This is a genomic window from Kribbella sp. NPDC043289 (genome assembly GCF_056436705.1).
Genome location: NZ_JBWKCB010000002.1, coordinates 873,874 through 891,150, shown reverse-complemented (window position 1 = coordinate 891,150; position 17,277 = coordinate 873,874). Strand labels below are relative to the sequence as shown.

Sequence of the window (17,277 nt, the reverse complement as noted above, 5' to 3'; positions counted from 1 at the left end):
CGAACCCAGAGTCGAAGGAAGGGGAGGGTCTGTCTCTGCCTGCGCGGCGGCGGACGGCAGACGCGCGAGCGGTCGGGGGAACTATGACGGTGCACGTGCGGGCGCCCGTACCAGCTTTTCACGTCGTTGACCGGACGCGGTTGCTCGATCGCCTGTCGGAGGCGGTACGAGACGCCCCGTTGACGCTCGTCAGCGCACCTGCGGGCTCCGGCAAGACCGTGCTCACCGCAGCGTGGGCACGACATTACGGACAGACGCCGGTGGCCTGGCTCTCGTCGTCCGGCGGCGAGGACACGTTCCTGACGGACGTGCAGCGCGCACTGACCGACGCCGGCGCCGGTACGACGGACTCCGCGGCAGCGAACCTGGACCAACTGTCCGACGAACTGCTCCGGCTCGACCAACCGGTCGTACTCGTCGTCGACGCGGCCGAGCGCGTGCAGCGGCGTACGGTCTTCGATCAATTGGATCGTTTGCTGGACAGCAGCGGCGACCACTTGCGCGTGCTGATGACCACGCGGGTGGATCCGCCGATGCCGCTGCACCGCTACCGGCTCGAAGGGACCGTTGCGGAGATCCGGCAGGACGATCTCGCCTTCACCGGTGCGGAGGTCGCCGCGTTGCTCGGTGCCCACGACGTCAACGAGCCGGAGATAGCGGCAAAGGTCGTTCTCGATCGCACGGAGGGCTGGGCGGCCGGAGTGCGGCTGGCAGCGCTCGCGATGCGGTCCGGGGCGCAGGCCGGTGCGCTGAACGGATTCGCGACCGATTACCTGGTCGCAGAGGTTTTCGGTGAACTCGACGAGGCCGATCGGGACTTCCTCCTGCGCATCAGTCCGGTGGACGAGTTCACTCCGGACCTCGCCGCCTCGTTGTCCGATCGCGCGGACGCGGGCGCCGTACTGCAGCGGATGACGGCCGGCAACACCTTCGTCCAGCCGGTGCGTGGCCGTGCCAACTGGTACCGAATCCATCCGCTCTTCCGTGAATTCCTCCGCGCCCAGGTGGTCCGGACGCTGCCGGTCGACGACCTCCACCAACGGGCGGCCGACTGGTACGCCGACCAAGGCCAACTGCTCCCGGCTGTCCGTCATGCCGCCGCGACGGGCGATTGGGAACGCGCAGCGAGCGTCGTCATTCGTTGTCTGGCGATCGCGGACCTGTTGCTGTCGACCGCTACCGGCACGGCTCTCGCGGAAGAGCTGGCCAGCATGCCCGCTCTCGACCGCACCGATGTGCACTTGGTTCGCGCCGCGCTGGCGCTAAAGAAGGACGACGTCGACACAGCCGCGGATTGCCTCGCGCGTTGCGAGATGTCCTTGCCTGCAGCAGTTCTGACCACTGTCATGCACGACAAGTCCGGCTCTGTCGACGCAACGCTGGTGGCCGCGCGCGACGCCCGCGAGCAGCTGCCCGCGAGCGATTCCGATCTCCTGTCGGCGTTGGTGCTGGCCGCCGAGGGTACGGCGTACCTCCGCCGAGGGGACCTGGACAGTGCGTGCGCGGTGCTCGGTGACGCTGTCCGGCTCGCGACGTACGAATCTGAAGACCTGCGGCTGCGGTGTGTCGCGACGCTCGCGCTCGCCGAAGCGTGTCGCGGTCATCTGTCCCGCGGCGAGGGGCTGGCCGACATGGCCGAGCGCATCGCGGACGATTCGCACCGTCTCGCAGCGGCCCATCTGGCGCGCGCCTGGGTCGCGCTGGAGCGACAGGACCTGCACCGCGCGCAACACAGTCTCACCCGCGCGCGCAACCTCAGCGAGACCCAGGACGACGTACTGATGGGATCGGTGTCGACGTTGTTGCGTGCACGGCTGATGCGGGATCGCGGTGACACCGTGGGCGCCCGCTCGGCGCTGCGGACCCCGGAACCACGCGCTGGTTGGCTGCGCGAGTACGTCGACGCTGAAGCCGCCGGTGTCGGACTCGACCTGCTCGACCGGGGCGAGTCGGACCAAGCGGATCGTCAGACCTTGACCACCTCGCAGCGCGTGCAGGACCTGCTCGACCACGCGCACAGCCAGTGGCTCGACGGTGACGTCCGCGGCGGCCGCTCCGAGATCGCGAAGGCGCTGTCGCTCGCGCGCGGCGAGCGGATCCGGCGGCCGTTCACCCACCTGCCGGCCCGGATCCGGGCGGTCATCCGCAACGATCTCTCGCTGCGATCCCACGCCCTCTGGTTGCGTCCGGACCAGACCACGGCGATGACCTGGGCGCGGGACCCGTCGCCGATCGTCGAAGAGCTCTCCGAGCGCGAACTCGAGGTACTCCGCCGGCTCTCGACGCTGCGCAGTACCGACGAGATCGCTGCCGAACTGTTCATCTCGGTGAACACCGTGAAGACGCATGTCCGCAAGATCCTCCGCAAGCTGTCGGTGTCCAGCCGGAACGAGGCGGTCCGCCGCGCCTGGGACCTGCATCTGATCTGACGAATCCGATCTGCCGAATCACTCCCGCCGGATGATCCCGCGCGGGTTCGGCGCCCGAAAGACTCGAAGGGCGCCGAGCCGGGGACCGGCCCCGGTCGCGCCTGGGAGGCCAGTAGGAGGCCAGATGATCGCGAGCGGCACTGTCACTGCCCTGGTGGCCGAGGCGGTGAACCCGGTCCCGTGGGCCCGGGCCCAGATGGCGTTCACGCTCGCGTTCCACATCATCCTGGTGCCGCTCGGTGTCTCCTGGGCGTTCATGACCCTGATCGCGAACTACCGGGCGATCAAGCGGGACGACCACGACGCACTGGTGCTCGCGCAGCGCTGGTCGAAGTACATGGCTGTGACGTTCGCCGTCGGCGCGGTGACCGGGACGGTGCTGAGCTTCGAGTTCGGCCTGCTCTGGCCGCGGTTCATGGGCGTGTACGGCGACGCGTTCGGAATCCCGTTCGCGTTCGAGGGGTTGTTCTTCTTCACCGAGGCGATCTTCGTCGCGATCTACCTGTTCGGCTGGCGCCGGCTGAAACCGTGGACGCACTTCTGGACCGGCGTACCGATCGTGATCGCCGGGGTCTTCGGGGCGGTCTCGGTGGTCGCCGCGAACGCCTGGATGAACGCGCCGGGCGGCTTCACGATGAACGCGAACGGCGAGATCACCAAGGTCGAGCCGCTCGAAGTGATCTTCAACAAGGCGATGCCCTGGCAGTCCGCGCACATGGTGGTCGCGGCGTACCTGGTCGGCGGGTTCCTGATCGCGTCGGTGTACGCGACCGGGATGCTCCGCGGCCGGCACGACCGGTACCACCGGATCGCGTTCACGATCGCGTTCACGGTCGCCGCCGTGATGACCCCGATCCAGATGGGGGTCGGCGACACGCTGGCCCGGTGGGTGTACAACAACCAGCCGGAGAAGTTCGCCGCGATCGAACTCGTGCCGACCACGAAGTCCGACGTACCCGAGACGTTGCTGGGCAAGCTGAACGCGGACGGCACGATCTCCGGCGGCATCCCGATCCCCGGGCTCGCGTCCTGGCTGTCGGATCCGAAGACCGGTAAGTCGACCGTCGTCCAGGGCCTGAACAGCGAGGCCGTTGCCGATCGCCCGACGATCCGGGAGACGAACACCGTCCATCTCGCGTGGGACATCATGGTCGGGCTCGGCACGCTGCTCTTCCTGCTGTCGGTCTGGTACGGCCTGACCTGGCTCTTCCGGCGGCACATGCCCAAGAGCCGGGCGTTCCTCTGGATCGCCGCGGGCAGCGGAGTGCTGGCGGTGATCACGATGGAAGCCGGGTGGGTGGTCACCGAGGTCGGCCGGCAGCCGTGGATCGTCTACAACCAGATGAAGGTGGAGCAGGCGGCCACCGCGAACACCGGGGTCTGGATCACCTTCATCTGCGTCTTCGTCCTGTACGCCGCGCTCGGGGTCACGACGATCCTCGTACTGCGGGGCATGAGCCAACGCTTCCGCCGCTCGGGCGGGTTCATCGAGGGCGACTCGCCGTACGGTCCGACCCAGGCGGGCGCAGCCAAGGAACCGCCGGTCGAGCAGGTCGAGGAACCCGTCGAGGAACCGGCCAAGGAGCCGGTCAAGCAGGAGGCCAAGGCGAAGGACGGGGCGCCGTGAGTACGACGGTCGCCATCGTCCTGCTGCTCGCGCTGGCGGCGTACGCCGTGTTCGGCGGCGCGGACTTCGGCGCCGGGTTCTGGGACCTGGTCGCGGGCGGGCCGGAGCGTGGCGCGGAACCGCGGGCGGTGATCGAGCGATCGATCGGGCCGGTGTGGGAGGCGAACCACGTCTGGCTGATCTTCGTCTTCGTCGTCACGTGGACCGCGTTCCCGTCGGCGTACGAGTCGATCGTGCTGACGATGTTCGTCCCGCTGACGCTGGCCGCGCTCGGGATCGTCCTCCGCGGGGCGAGTTTCGCGTTCCGCAAGGCCGTGGTCACGTTGCGGTTCCGGCGGATCTTCGGTGGCGCGTTCGCGTTGTCGTCGGTGCTCGTGCCGTTCTGCATGGGTGCGATCGCGGGTGGCATCGCGTCCGGGCACGTGCCGTCGGGCGGTAAGGCCGGTGACCCGGTCGACAGTTGGCTGAACCCGACGTCCATCGTGACCGGGGTGCTGGCGGTCGCCGTGGCGGCGTACCTGGCGGCGGTGTACCTGGTCTGGGACGCTCGGCACTTCAGCGAGTTCGCGATGGGTGAGTACTTCCGCCGGCGCGCTGTGCTGAGCGCCGTCGTCGCCGGGGTCGTCGCGGTGGCCGACCTCGTCGTCGTGAACGCCAAGGCGTCGTACGTCTTCGACGGCCTGATGTCGAGAGGCCTGCCGACCGCGATCCTCAGCGTCCTCTGTGGTGCCGGGGCCCTAGTCCTTTTGATGCGGTACGCCGCCCGTGGCGCAAGGGTGCTCGCCATCCTGGCGGTCGCCCTGATCATCGTCAGCTGGGGTATCGCGCAGTGGCCGTATCTCCTGCCGGTGAGCCTCACGATCAAGGCCGCCGCGGCACCCAACAGCAGCTTGGTGACGTTGGTGGTGGTCGTCGGTCTGGCCGCGCTGATCGTGGCACCGGGCTTCGTCCTGCTCTACGTCCTCGACCAGCGCGCGATGCTCCCGGAGGAGGGCACCGAAGACGTCGGCGACCGCCCGCTGGACGCGCCGGCGGGCTGAGCCGCGCCCCAATCATCACTGGCGGATGATCCGCCGCTCGCGGCACCCGGCCGATCGTGGGTGGAGGCCACGACCGAACCAAGGAGCCCTCGCCATGACCTCGACGTCACCGTTCCCGCCGATCGCCGACTACGCGTTCCTGTCGAACTGCCACACCGGCGCCCTGGTCGCCCCGGACGGCTCGGTCGACTGGCTCAGCATCCCCGCGTTCGACGCACCGAGTGTCTTCGGCAACTTGCTGGACCGCGGCGCCGGGTCGTTCCGGTTCGGTCCGTACGGCATCAACCAGCCGACCGCCCGGGTGTACGTGCCGGGCACGAACGTGATGACGACGACCTGGCACACCCCGTCCGGCTGGCTGCTCGTCCACGACGCGCTGACAATGGGTCCGTCCCAGGGCCCGGACACCGTCACACCGCACACACGGCCGCCGGCCGACGACGACGCCGACCACCTGCTGGTCCGGACCGTCGAATGCCTCGACGGCTCCGCCGAGATCGAACTCGTCTGCGAGCCGGCCTTCGACTACGGGCGGGTCCCGGCCGAGTGGACGATGGTCGGCGACGACATGCACGCCGCGGACGCGACCGGAGCCGGTAAGACCTTCCGGCTGAGCACCGGCATGCTGATCGGGATCGAGGGAAGCTCCGCCCGGGCCCGGCATGTGATCACCAAGGGACAGAAGGCGTACTGCGCGCTCTCCTGGGCCGAGGGACTCGCGTCGCCGGCCGGCCTGGACGACGCCGTGGCGCGGATCGAGGCGACGATCCGGTTCTGGCGCAACTGGCTGGCCCGGGCCCGGATCCCCGACCACCGGTTCCGGCATCCGGTGGAACGCTCGGCACTGACCATCAAGGGTCTGACTTACATGCCGACCGGGGCGACGGTCGCCGCGGCCACCACGTCGTTGCCGGAGACACCGGGTGGCGCCCGCAACTGGGACTACCGCTACACCTGGATCCGGGACACCACGTTCACCCTGCAGGCGCTGCACTACCTGAACCTGGACTGGGAGGCGAACGAGTTCATGCAGTTCGTCGCCGACCTGGAGCCGAACTCGGACGGCGCGCTGCAGATCATGTACGGCATCGACGGCCGCCGCGACCTCGCCGAGACCACCCGGGACGACCTCACCGGCTACGAGGGCGCCAGTCCGGTGCGGATCGGCAACGGCGCCTACAACCAACGGCAGAACGACGTGTTCGGAGCGGTGCTGGACTCGATCCTGCTGCACACGATCCGGAGCAAGCGGCTGCCGCGTCGGTTGTGGCCGCTGGTGGAGTCGCAGGCCCAGTGTGCGATCGCGTCCTGGCACGACCCTGACCAGGGCATCTGGGAGGCCCGCGGCGAGCCCCAGCACTACGTCTCCTCGAAGCTGATGGGCTGGGTGGCCCTGGACCGTGCGGCCAGGCTGGCCCGGATCCGCAACGAGGAGGGCCTCGCCGAACTGTGGGCGAAGACGGCCGAGGAGATCCGTGAGGACATCCTCGAGCACGGCGTGAGTGACCGCGGTGTCCTGCGGCAGCACTACGACACCGACGCGCTGGACGCCTCGACCCTGCTCGCCCCGCTGTTCGGCTTCCTCCCGGCGAGCGACGAACGGATGCGGGCCACCGTCGAGGCGATCGACAAGGAACTGACCGAGAACGGGTTCGTCCTGCGCTACAAGACCGACGAGACCGACGACGGCATGTCCGGCAAGGAGGGCACGTTCCTGATCTGCTCGTTCTGGCTGGTCTCCGCGCTCGCGATGGTCGGCGAGGTCGATCGCGCCCGGAGCCAGATGGAGCGGCTGCTGCGGATCCAGTCGCCGCTCGGCCTGTACGCCGAGGAGTACGAGGTGGACCGGGCCCGGCACCTGGGCAACTTCCCGCAGGCGTTCTCGCACCTGGCCCTGATCGGAGCCGCCGGCCGGATCATCATCAACGATCTCCGGGAGGAGCTGTCGCTGTGACCGAGCACGCGGTGACCGAGCAGAAGGACGAGAGCCCGCACGTCGTCGTCCTCGGCGGCGGGCTCGCCGGGGTGGCGTGCGCGCACACCCTCGGCGACGAGGGGGTCCGGGTCACGTTGGTCGACCGCAACGACTACCACCAGTTCCAGCCGCTGCTCTACCAGGTGGCGACTTCCCAACTGCCGGCCGAGGACATCGCCCGCCCGCACAAGGCGATCTTCCGCGAGCACCCGACGGTCGAGGTCCGCACCGCCGACGTCGCTGAGATCGACACCGAGAAGCTGGCGGTGACGTTGAAGAGCGGCGAGCGGATCAGCGGCACCCACCTGGTGATCGCGGCCGGCTCACGCCCGCAGTTCTTCGGCGTACCGGGCGCGGCCGAGCACGCGTACCCCTTGTACTCCGTCGTCGACGCGGAACGGTTGCGGCTGCACATCCAGGACATGGTCCAGGCCGGCGCCAAGTCCGATGACGACGACGGCGCGCTGGACGTCGTCGTGGTCGGTGGCGGTCCGACCGGTGTCGAGATCACCGGAGCGATCACCGAGTTGATGGCGGCCCTCGTCGCCACCGAGAAGATCCCCAAGGCCGGCCAGATCACGCTGGTCGACCGCGGGAAGGCGGTACTGGCCCCGTTCTCCAAGAAGTCGCACAAGTACGCGCACAAACGGCTCGTCGAACAGGGGGCCGATCCGCGCCTCGGGACCGGCGTGACAGCCGTGCACTCCGACCGGGTCGAGTTCGACGACGGTACGTCGATCCGGACCCGGACCGTCATCTGGGGCGGTGGCGAGTCGGCGGCGGCGGTGGTGAAAACCGCGAAAGATCTGCCCACGGGGCGTGGCGGGCGGATCGACGTACAGCACGATCTCACCGTGGACGGGCATCCGCACGTCTACGCGATCGGCGACGTCGCGAACATCCCGGCGAAGGACGGCAGCATCTACCCGCAGCTCGGCTCGGTCGCCCAGCAGTCGGGGGCGTGGGTGGCCGCGAACATCCTGCGTGAACTGCACGGGGACAAGGCCAAGCCGTTCCACTACAAGGACAAGGGCATCATGGCGATGATCGGCCGGAACGCCGCCGTCGCCGAGGTCGGCAAGCGCCGGCACCAGATGGAGGGACCGCTCGCCTTCGCCGCCTGGCTCGGCGTGCACGCGATGCTGCTGAGTGGCGCGCACAGCAAGACCGACGCGTTCATGTCCTGGGCCTGGGACTACTTCGACCGCGACCACGCCGCGACCGTCGAGTGGTCCACCACGCCGCAGCGGATCGCCTGGGGTGACGACTCCGCCGACGTCCCGCACATCCACGTCGACCGAGACGACTCGACCCCGTCGGCCGGCAGCAACCAGGCGGAATGAGGAGAACAGCCATGGCCGAGCAGTACGACGTTGTCATCATCGGATCGGGAGCAGGGGGCGGGACCCTCGCCCACCGGCTCGCCCCCTCGGGGAAACGGGTGCTGATCCTGGAACGCGGCGACTGGCTCCCCCGCGAGGCCGAGAACTGGGACGCCGAGGCGGTGTTCGTCGACAACCGCTACATCTCCAAGGACCAGTGGTTCGACGGCCACGGCAAGCCGTTCCAGCCGCAGGTGCACTATTTCGTTGGCGGCGCCACCAAGTTCTACGGCGCCGCCCTCTACCGACTGCGGGAACGCGACTTCGGCGAACTGAAACACCACGGCGGGATCTCGCCGGCCTGGCCGATCTCGTACGACGTGATGGAGCCCTACTACACCCAGGCCGAGCAGCTGTACCAGGTGCATGGTTCGCGCGGTGAGGATCCGACCGACCCGCCCGCGTCAGCGCCGTACCCGTATCCCCCGGTCTCGCACGAGCCGCGGATCCAGAAGCTGTTCGACGACATGGCCGCGGTCGGGCTGCACCCGTTCCACGCGCCGTGCGGCGTGATGCTGGACGAGAGCGAGCCGGCCTTCAGTACCTGCATCCGGTGCGCGACCTGCGATGGCTTCCCGTGTCTGGTGCACGCGAAGTCCGATGCCGACGTGATCGCCGTTCGGCCCGCGATCAAGCATGACAACGTGACGTTGCTGCGCAATGCCGTCGTACGCCGCCTTGAGACCGACGCGACCGGACGGACGGTCACCACGGTCGTCGCCGTGGTGGACGGTACCGAGCAACGGTTCGCGGGCGACGTCGTCGTCCTGTCCGCGGGGGCGGCCAACTCGGCGAAGATCCTGCTGGCGAGTGCGAACGACAAGCATCCGCACGGGCTGGCGAACGGGTCGGACCAGGTCGGGCGCAACTACGTGTTCCACAACAGCCGGGCCTTCCTGGCGGTCTCGACCGAGAAGAACGACACCCGCTTCCAGAAGACGCTCGCCATGAACGACTACTACTTCGGCGACGAGGACTTCGACTACCCGATGGGCAACCTGCAGATGGTCGGCAAGTCCTCGGCTCCGATGTATCGCGGCGAGAAACCGGTGGAGACATTGGTCGCGCCAACCTTCGCGCTGCGTGACGTCGCCGAACACGCCGTCGACTTCTGGCTGTCGGCCGAGGACCTCCCCGACCCGGACAACCGGGTGACACTCGATGCCGACGGCAACGTCGTGCTGAGCTACACGCCGAACAACACCGAGCCGATGGAGCAGCTGTACAAGCGGGTGAAGAAGAACCTGGGCAAGCTGGGGATGCACCCGCACCACCTGATCTCGCGCAACGTCTACATGAAGAACGACATCCCGGTCGCGGGCTGCGCGCACCAGGCCGGCACGGTCCGGTTCGGGCACGACCCGGCGACGTCGGTCCTCGACTCCGACTGCAAGGCGCACGAGGTCGACAACCTGTACGTCGTCGACACCAGCTTCTTCCCGAGCATCGGTGCGGTGAACCCGGCGCTGACCGCGATCGCCAACGCACTGCGGGTCGGAGACCATGTGCTGGAGCGCCTTGGTTAATGGGACATGCCGGTCTCGGCCATCAGCTCGACCACTTCCCGGCGCGAGGAGGCGCCGAGCTTGCGGTAGACCGACTGCGCCTGTGACTTCACGGTGTGCCGCGAGACGTACAGCTGCGCGGCGATCTCCGGGAAGGACAGGTGGGTCGGCAGCATCCGCACCAGCCGCAGCTCGGCGGTCGTCAGCGAGGAGAAGCCGGCCGAGGCAGCCACGGTGATCTGGTCGACGCGGGTCCGCAGCTGCGCGATCGCCGCCGGCAGGGTGCCGAGGTCGGGGCGGCGGCGCAGGATGTTCTGGGCCTGTTCGAGGACGGCGTGCGCACCGGCCGGGTCGACCAGTGCCATGTACGTGCGGGCGAGCTCGAGCAGGGCCTGGACCGACACGATCGGGAGCGCGTAGGTCAGGAGTGGTCGCAGTTCGGCGGCCCGCCGGACGAACTGGCGGGCCTCGCGCATCTCTCCGCGACGGGCGGCCGAGTGCGCGGCGGCGGCGTACACCAGGGCGCTGGTCCAGTACGCCTCGTAGTGGCCGGTGTCGACGAGCTCCAGAGCGCGTTTGAGCATCGCGTCGCCGGCGGTGGGCTCGCCGCGCTCGGCCGCGATCAGGGACTGCTCGGCCAGGATCAGCGCGGCCAAGGGAGTGACCCCGAAGCCGGTCGCGACGTCGTACGCGTGGGTGAAGCCGATGTCGGCGCGCTCGAGGTCGCCGGAGACGAACCAGGACAGCGCCTGCGACTGCAGCATCGTCGCGCGGAACGGGCTGGCCGGGCTGAGTCCGTCGAGCGCCAGGATGCTGTCGGCCCGCATCGCCTCGGGCCCCTCCCGGCTGAGGTTGGCGCGCATGTACGCCAGCGTCGCGGCGACCGTGCTGCCGTCGGACAACGTGCCGCTCACCGGCAGGCTCTCCGCGACCGCGACCCAGCGCTCGGCCTCCCGCGGGCGGCCGAGCAGGGCGAAGATCAGGGCGCCGTGCGCGGCGATCGCGGCGTAGTGCGGCACCCGCGGGCGGTGGTCGAGCAACTCCATCCAGCCGTGCACGGTGTCGACACGGCCGCCCGCCCAGACCGGTTGCATGAGTTCGAGGACGAGCCGGGCGACCCGTTCGGTGTCGCCCGCCGCGTCGGCGTGGTCGATGGCGGCCTCGGGTGTCCCGACCGCCTCGAACCAGTCGGCGGCGCGGGAGTGCAGCTCGGTCCCGAGGTCCGGATCACCGCGGCGCAGTTCGGCTTGGAGCAGTTCGCGGAACAGATGGTGATACCGGTACCACTCGCCGTGCCGGTCGAGCGGTACGACGAGCAGGTTGTGCCGCTCGAGGTCCGCGAGCATCCGGGCAGAGTGCTTCCCACCCAGAACGGCGTCGCACAACGGTCCGCTCATGCGGTCGAGGACCGACGTACGGACCAGGAAGCTCGCCTGGTCGGGAGACAGTCGCGCCAGTACTTCGGACCGTAGGTACTCGTCGATCAGGCGATCGTCGCCGGCGAAGCTGAAACCGGTCGTCGGCGCACCGGACTGGATCGCCAGCGCGGCCAGGTACAGGCCGGCCGGCCAGCCCTCGGTACGGCGTACCAGCTCCTCGACCTCGGCCGGCGACACCTCGGTCCCCGCCAGGCGTAGCAGCGCGGCTGTCTCGACGTCGTTCATCGCCAGGTCTCCGACACCGATCTCGACGAGCCGGCGACCGATCCGCAACCGGGACAGCGGGAGCGGCGCCGGATCGCGCGACGCGACCGCGAGCCGCCAGCCGGCCGGCACCCGGAACGCGAACTCGGCGATCGACGCCGCGCACTCCGGGCTCGTGATCTCTTCGACATGGTCCAGTACGACGACCAACGGCGACCGCAGCCCGGAGATCGACCCGACCAGCCGGGGTACGGCGTCGACGCCGCCACCCGACGCGGCGAGCAGTGCCCGCGACTGCGCGCCGACCGGCTCGATCTGGTCGAGCGCATCCAGGATGCCGGTCCACAACGCGACCGGGTCGTTGTCGGAGCGCTCGCACGACACCCACGCCACCCGTGCGCCGAACCGCGCCGTCCACTGGGCGGTCCACTGGGCGAGCACAGTCGTCTTGCCGTAGCCGGGCGGCGCCACCACGGCGACCACCGGCTCCGGTGATTTCATCAAGCGATCGACAACCGCGGTCCGCGGAACCAGTCGCTCACGCGCACCCAAGATCCCGGACCCCACGCTGTGGCCCCCAGGCGTCACGGTCGGTGCGACGGGAACGGAGGTGCCTCCCGAACCTGCGTCCGGCCCCTGCACACGGCCGAGGATACGCCCGGTCGTTGAACGGGCGCCGATCTCCACTCAGTGCGGGGTCAGCTCGAGATCCACGGCAGCTGCCAGCCACCGAACCCGTCCGGCACCCGGTCGGCGGCCGTCGGGCCCCACGTCCCCGGCTTGTAGGTGTGGACCGGCGTCGGCGCGTCGATCAACGGCTGCATCACTCGCCACGTCTCCTCGACCGCGTCCTGGCGGGTGAACCGCGTGCTCTGACCGGTCATCGCCGCGTGCAGCAGCACCTCGTACGGCGTGGGTGCCTCGCCACCCTCCTTGCTGAACTCCATGTCGAGGTTGATCGGCGCGGCCCGGACCGAGTCGGCGCGATGCGCGTCCACCTGGATCCGCACTCCGGTGGACGGGTCGAGCCGGATCACGAGCTGGTTCGACTCCGCGAGATGCCCGGGGGGCGCGAACCCCAGCCGGGGTGAGCGTTTGAACACCAGGCGCAGCTCGGTCTGCGTCTCCGGCAGCCGCTTGCCGGTCCGGATGAAGAACGGGACGCCGGCCCAGCGCCAGTTCTCGATGTCGAGCCGGAAGGCGGCGTATGTCTCGGTGGTCGAGGTCTGCGCGACCCCGTCGATGTCGAGGTACCCGTCGTACTGGCCGCGGACGTAGTGCTTGGGGTCGGCTTCCTCGACGGCCCGGAAGAGCGCGGTGGTCGCGTCCTTCAGCGTGCCAGGATCGCCGCGCGACGGCGGTTCCATCGCGGCGGCCGCGACCACCTGCATGAGATGGTTGACGCCTACGTCGCGCAGCGCGCCCACCGGGTCGTAGAAGTGGCCGCGGTCCTCGACGCCGAAGCTCTCGGCCATCGTGATCTGCACACAGTCCAGGTAGTTACGGGTCCACAGCGGTTCGAGGACGGCGTTCGCGAACCGCAGGTACAGGATCTCCTCGAGCCCCATCTTTCCGAGGTAGTGGTCGATCCGGTACAGCTGGGACTCGTCGATGTACTGGTGCAGCTCGTCGGCCAGTGCCCGGGCGGACTGCTGGTCGTGGCCGAACGGCTTCTCGACCACGACCCGGGCACCGGTGGTGAGCCCAGCCTCGGACAACCCCTGCACCACCCGGCCGAACAGGAACGGCGGGATCTCCAGGTAGAACACCGGCGTCTCGGCGCCCTTGATCACCTCGCCGACCCGTTCGTAGACCGACGGGTCGCCGAAGTCACCGCTGACGTACGACAGCCGGGCCGCGAACCGGTCGAAGACCGCTTGGTCGATCTTGACGCCGGTACCCTCGATCGACGTCCGGGCGCGCTCGATCAGCTGGTCGAGCGTCCAGTCCTGCGCCGCCACCCCAACGATGGGGCAGTCGAGCAGGCCGCGCGCCTCCAGCCGGTAGAGCGAGCGAAACGTCATCACCTTGGCGAGATCGCCGGTGATCCCGAAGATGACCAGGACGTCCGCGGTCGATGGCTCCGTTACCGTCTGCGCCATGCCTACCCCACCTCAATTTCAGACCGGCCGGGGCTGCCGGCCGGGAATCTGGTTGCGCTGGGTCGCGCTCGCGGCCCAGTGCGCGATATCGCCCAGCGCGGCCAGCCCGATCCAGAACCAGTCGAAGCCGTGCAGTCCGCCCGCTTGCCAGAGCAGCAGGTAGATCAGGGTCGTGAAGGGCAGGAAGATGATGCCCAGCAACGGCCAGATCCAAGAGCTGAACGCCGCGTCGACCCGTTCCGGCCGCGCGACCCACACGATGAGCACGCCCAAACGCGGGAAGAACCCGGCCAGCAACGCCAGCAGGCAACCCATCAGCCCACTCCCCCCTTGCCGATCAGTTGGTCAGTCGGTCGGTGTCGTTACCGACGGCGGCGCGCCGTACGACGGGAAGTCCGTCGTGCCACCCTGCGAGAGCCGAACATGGGGTCACCTCCAACGCCTCGAGTTCCGGCCGCGGCGTCATTTCGCCGCGGCGGCCTTCTCCATCTGCTGCATTTCCTTGGCCTCTTCGGCCTCCAACAGTCCGATACTGACCAGGTCGACCGGGCTGATGAAGCCGTCGGCCAGCCGGAAGCCACCGGCCCGGGCGACGGCGTCGCGCAACGGGACCGCCCAGTGGTGCTCGATCAGCACCAGCGCCGCGGCCGAGTCGTTCGGGATGTCCTCCAGGACGTCCCAGGCCTCTTCGTCGTCGAAGACCTCGAACCCGTCCGCGGCCGCCTCGGCACCGGCCTCGGCGCCCTTCTCGATGCCTTCCTCGCCCTCGATCCCGAGGCCGATCAGCGCACCGATCTTCGTGCCCAACTCGACGGCCTCGTCCGTGGTGAGGTTGCTGAGGTGCGCGACCTCCATCTCACCCTCGGCGTCCTTGTGGACGGCCAGCGCGTCGATCACCCGGATGGCGTCGGTCTCGCGCAGCCTTTCGAGCTCTTCGATGATCTCCCCGTGGAAATTCGGATGGTTGAACCCGAGCACCACCAACTGCACCGGTCCGATCGCCATGCGGTTCTCCCCCTCCAGGCCAGTTCCGTACCCAGGCGACGGCAGTCGCTCGCCGCGCCCCCATCCTCACCGCCACCCGAAGCCAGCAACATCATCCGCGGCGGGTGATTAACCCCGTGCCGCTGTAGAAAGAGGGGCATGCCGGTAGCGAGCAGAACACTGGACGAGCTACAGCGGCGGCTGCCCGGGTTGCTCGTCGAGCATCAGGTCCCGGGTGTCGCGGTCGGGGTTTGCGACGCGGAGTCGGCGTTGTGGTCGGCCGGATTCGGGGCCACTCGGGCAGGTGGTGATGAGGCGGTCGGCGCCGGGACGATGTTCAGCGTGCAGTCGTGTTCGAAGATGTATACGGCGACTGCGGTGCTGATCGCGGTTCAGGAAGGTCTCGTCGAGCTCGACGTGCCGATCACGCGGTACCTGCCGGAGTTCCGGGTCAACAGTTGCTTCGAGGAGCGGCCCGAGCGGCTGATCACGCTGCGGCATCTGCTCAGTCACACCGCCGGGTTCACGCATGAGGCGCCGGTCGGCTCGAACTATCTGGTCGGCCGGGAGTCCTTCGCGGCGCACTGCGAGAGCATCTCCGACACGTGGCTCCGGTTCCCGGTCGGGCACCACCACCAATACTCCAACCTCGGCATCGATCTGGCGGGCTACATCCTGCAGCGCCGCAGCGGGCAGCCGTTCCATGCTTTCGTACGGCGGGTCCTGCTCGCCCCGCTCGGGATGACGCGGACGACATTCGACCCGCGGGAGATCGCGCGGGCAACGGATCGGGCGATCGGACACACGGCCGGCACGACGCGGCTACCGGTCCGGGTCCCGATGGTTGCCGCCGGCGGCCTGTACACGACCGTCAACGACGCCTTCCGCTACATCCAGTTCCACCTCTCCGGAGGTGCGTCCCTGATCGATCCCGCGCTGCTCGCCGAGATGTACCGGAGCGATCAGGGGTACGGCCTCGGTCTCGCGTTGGCGCACGCGGACGGAATTCCAGTCCGCGGGCACGGCGGCGGCGGTTTCGGATTCCTGTCCGACATCTACTGGGCGCCCGAGGAACAGTTCGGGGTCGTCGTACTGACGAACTCGACGGACCACTCGCTGCAATGGCAACTGGCCAGCGACATCTTCCGTGACCTGCTCCCGGACAGCCCACGTCGCGCAGCAGCTCCCGAACACGTCGCCGAGCCCCCGGAGTCCCTGGCCGATCTGGCGGGTGCGTACGACGGCCCCGCCGCGGAGGCCGAGCCGGACGGACCGTGGAACCGTGACTACGCCATCCGGGCCAGCGGCGTCCCGAACGGAACCGCCAGACTGCGCAAGGAGAAGGACGTCCTGCTCTTCAACCACTGGCACGGCGAAACCCTCCGCCTCCGCGAACACACCTCAGGCATCTACGTCGCAGCCAACGGCGAGACCCTCGACCTCACCCGCACCCCGCCCACCTACGCGAACGTCAGACTCCACCCGCAGTAGCCCGCACGAACGTCGGTGGGAACAGATCGGAACCGTCCGCCGCGCGCGGTCCGTACGCGGCCCGCATGTGGTCGAAGAGCTCCTGTGCCTCAGCCCGCAGCGCTGCGAGGTCGAAGCCCGGGAGTTGTCCGTCGCGCATCACGATGCGGCCGCCGATCATGGTGAGCCGGGCGCCGCGGGCGTGGCCGTTCATGATCAGCGTTCGCACCGGGTCGTCGAGTACGCCGTCCCGGAAGTCGTCGAACCCGAACGCAGTCAGATCCGCTGTCGCCCCGACCGCGATCCGCCCGAGGTCGGGCCGCTCGAGGGCGTCGGCGCCGGCCAGGGTCGCCGCGCGGACGTAGTCCTCCACCGGCGCGGCATCGAGCGCACCGTCGATCACCTTGGCCACGTTGCTGCCGACGTCGATGCCCCGGATCAGGTCCGGCGGGAACGAGTCGGTGCCCAGAGCGATCCGTACGCCGGCATTCCGCAACCGCCCGAACGAGCGCAGTGCAACGCCGTACCGCAGGGACGTCAGTGGGCAGTGGATGATCGTGATCCCGTGATCGACGAGCATCCGGAGACCGCGGTCCGGGGCACCGGACACCGGCACACCGTTGCGCCGGTCATGGTCGTCGGTCGCCGGGTCGCCGTCCAGGTAGATGCCGTGCGGGATCAGCAGCCGAGGCCCGAGTACGCCGAGCCTCTCGAGCGCCGAAGTACCGCAGTCCGAGCGCCTCCGCCTCCTCGGCCATCGCGACGGCGTCCTCGTACGACTCCGCCCACTCGCTGTGTACCTCGCTGGCGATCGGCATCGCCGACGTGATGCCGTGCGCGATCAGCTGCGCGAACGCGAACCGGCGGACCGTCCGGCGCTGGTCCGCGTCGAACGTGTGCCGCCGACCGTTCGCGGCGTATTCCGGTGACCACTCGACCGTCCGCGACGACCAGGAGTCGAGGAGCGCGTGATCGATGTCGGACACCGCGTCGAGGTCGATCAACCCCGGCATCAGCAACGCGTTGCCGAGATCGACCCGCTCACCCGCGGCGGTCGCGCGCGGCGGGCCGACGTACGAGATCGTCGTACCGTCGACCTCGACCTGGCCCGGGGACAACA

The 17,277-nt window shown here is 69.1% G+C and carries 13 protein-coding genes; 7 read left to right on the top strand and 6 right to left on the bottom strand.

Annotation, left to right across the window (positions count from 1 at the left end; translation table 11 throughout):
- The first annotated feature begins 83 nt into the window (after nucleotides 1–83).
- The 6 genes from AC0662_RS16020 to AC0662_RS15995 all read left to right on the top strand — a co-directional run bounded on the left by AC0662_RS16020 (nucleotide 84) and on the right by AC0662_RS15995 (nucleotide 9,979).
- Nucleotides 84–2,429, top strand: a complete 2,346-nt coding sequence (locus AC0662_RS16020) for a helix-turn-helix transcriptional regulator (RefSeq protein ID WP_478301322.1) — start codon at nucleotides 84–86, stop codon at nucleotides 2,427–2,429.
- A 124-nt stretch (nucleotides 2,430–2,553) separates the two neighbouring features.
- The gene (locus tag AC0662_RS16015; RefSeq protein WP_478301320.1) at nucleotides 2,554–4,056 is read left to right on the top strand and encodes a cytochrome ubiquinol oxidase subunit I; all 1,503 of its coding nucleotides are present in this window, start codon (nucleotides 2,554–2,556) and stop codon (nucleotides 4,054–4,056) included.
- Nucleotides 4,053–5,096: a cytochrome d ubiquinol oxidase subunit II gene (locus AC0662_RS16010; protein WP_478301318.1), complete on the top strand. Its 1,044-nt coding sequence runs from the start codon at nucleotides 4,053–4,055 to the stop codon at nucleotides 5,094–5,096. The genes AC0662_RS16015 and AC0662_RS16010 overlap by 4 nt, the downstream gene beginning before the upstream one ends.
- A gap of 94 nt (nucleotides 5,097–5,190) precedes the next feature.
- A complete protein-coding gene (locus AC0662_RS16005) occupies nucleotides 5,191–7,050 on the top strand; it encodes a glycoside hydrolase family 15 protein (protein ID WP_452203954.1) in 1,860 nt (619 codons plus the stop codon).
- A complete protein-coding gene (locus tag AC0662_RS16000) occupies nucleotides 7,047–8,414 on the top strand; it encodes an NAD(P)/FAD-dependent oxidoreductase (protein ID WP_452203953.1) in 1,368 nt (455 codons plus the stop codon). The genes AC0662_RS16005 and AC0662_RS16000 overlap by 4 nt, the downstream gene beginning before the upstream one ends.
- An 11-nt stretch (nucleotides 8,415–8,425) precedes the next feature.
- Complete coding sequence (locus AC0662_RS15995) at nucleotides 8,426–9,979, top strand: GMC oxidoreductase (RefSeq protein ID WP_478301315.1); 1,554 nt, start codon at nucleotides 8,426–8,428, stop codon at nucleotides 9,977–9,979.
- Here the strand turns inward: AC0662_RS15995 and AC0662_RS15990 are convergent.
- The 4 genes from AC0662_RS15990 to AC0662_RS15975 form a co-directional block, all read right to left on the bottom strand.
- Entirely contained in the window at nucleotides 9,976–12,102 is a 2,127-nt protein-coding gene (locus AC0662_RS15990) for a winged helix-turn-helix domain-containing protein (RefSeq protein ID WP_478301313.1), read from the bottom strand. The two genes, AC0662_RS15995 and AC0662_RS15990, sit on opposite strands and share 4 nt — an antisense overlap.
- 197 nt (nucleotides 12,103–12,299) lie before the next feature.
- Entirely contained in the window at nucleotides 12,300–13,703 is a 1,404-nt protein-coding gene (gene zwf / locus AC0662_RS15985; RefSeq protein ID WP_452203950.1) for a glucose-6-phosphate dehydrogenase, read from the bottom strand.
- An 18-nt stretch (nucleotides 13,704–13,721) separates the two neighbouring features.
- On the bottom strand, nucleotides 13,722–14,018 hold the full coding sequence (locus AC0662_RS15980) for a hypothetical protein (RefSeq protein WP_452203949.1): 297 nt from the start codon (nucleotides 14,016–14,018) through the stop codon (nucleotides 13,722–13,724).
- Between the two features lie 147 nt (nucleotides 14,019–14,165).
- A complete protein-coding gene (locus AC0662_RS15975; protein ID WP_452203948.1) occupies nucleotides 14,166–14,708 on the bottom strand; it encodes a hypothetical protein in 543 nt (180 codons plus the stop codon).
- Nucleotides 14,709–14,846: 138 nt separating this feature from the next.
- Between AC0662_RS15975 and AC0662_RS15970 the strand changes: the two genes are divergently transcribed.
- Entirely contained in the window at nucleotides 14,847–16,178 is a 1,332-nt protein-coding gene (locus AC0662_RS15970) for a serine hydrolase domain-containing protein (protein ID WP_478301310.1), read from the top strand.
- Here the strand turns inward: AC0662_RS15970 and AC0662_RS15965 are convergent.
- Together AC0662_RS15965 and AC0662_RS15960 are read right to left on the bottom strand one after the other, a co-directional pair.
- Entirely contained in the window at nucleotides 16,159–16,824 is a 666-nt protein-coding gene (locus AC0662_RS15965) for an amidohydrolase family protein (protein WP_452203957.1), read from the bottom strand. The two genes, AC0662_RS15970 and AC0662_RS15965, sit on opposite strands and share 20 nt — an antisense overlap.
- Nucleotides 16,787–17,275 carry an amidohydrolase family protein gene (locus AC0662_RS15960; RefSeq protein ID WP_452203946.1) on the bottom strand — a complete coding sequence of 163 codons (489 nt, stop codon included), beginning with the start codon at nucleotides 17,273–17,275 and terminating at the stop codon, nucleotides 16,787–16,789. Before AC0662_RS15960 ends, AC0662_RS15965 begins: the two co-directional genes overlap by 38 nt.
- Nucleotides 17,276–17,277 lie beyond the last annotated feature (2 nt).

What these genes read in the sequence shown, in the direction of transcription:
- AC0662_RS15995 (WP_478301315.1), top strand. Translation starts at nt 8,426, where the DNA reads ATGGCCGAGCAGTACGACGTTGTCATCATCGGATCGGGAGCAGGGGGC.
- AC0662_RS15975 (WP_452203948.1), bottom strand. Translation starts at nt 14,708, where the DNA reads ATGGCGATCGGACCGGTGCAGTTGGTGGTGCTCGGGTTCAACCATCCG.
- AC0662_RS16015 (WP_478301320.1), top strand. Translation starts at nt 2,554, where the DNA reads ATGATCGCGAGCGGCACTGTCACTGCCCTGGTGGCCGAGGCGGTGAAC.
- AC0662_RS16020 (WP_478301322.1), top strand. Translation starts at nt 84, where the DNA reads ATGACGGTGCACGTGCGGGCGCCCGTACCAGCTTTTCACGTCGTTGAC.
- AC0662_RS15980 (WP_452203949.1), bottom strand. Translation starts at nt 14,018, where the DNA reads ATGGGTTGCCTGCTGGCGTTGCTGGCCGGGTTCTTCCCGCGTTTGGGC.
- AC0662_RS15970 (WP_478301310.1), top strand. Translation starts at nt 14,847, where the DNA reads ATGCCGGTAGCGAGCAGAACACTGGACGAGCTACAGCGGCGGCTGCCC.
- AC0662_RS16005 (WP_452203954.1), top strand. Translation starts at nt 5,191, where the DNA reads ATGACCTCGACGTCACCGTTCCCGCCGATCGCCGACTACGCGTTCCTG.
- AC0662_RS15990 (WP_478301313.1), bottom strand. Translation starts at nt 12,102, where the DNA reads ATGAAATCACCGGAGCCGGTGGTCGCCGTGGTGGCGCCGCCCGGCTAC.
- zwf (WP_452203950.1), bottom strand. Translation starts at nt 13,703, where the DNA reads ATGGCGCAGACGGTAACGGAGCCATCGACCGCGGACGTCCTGGTCATC.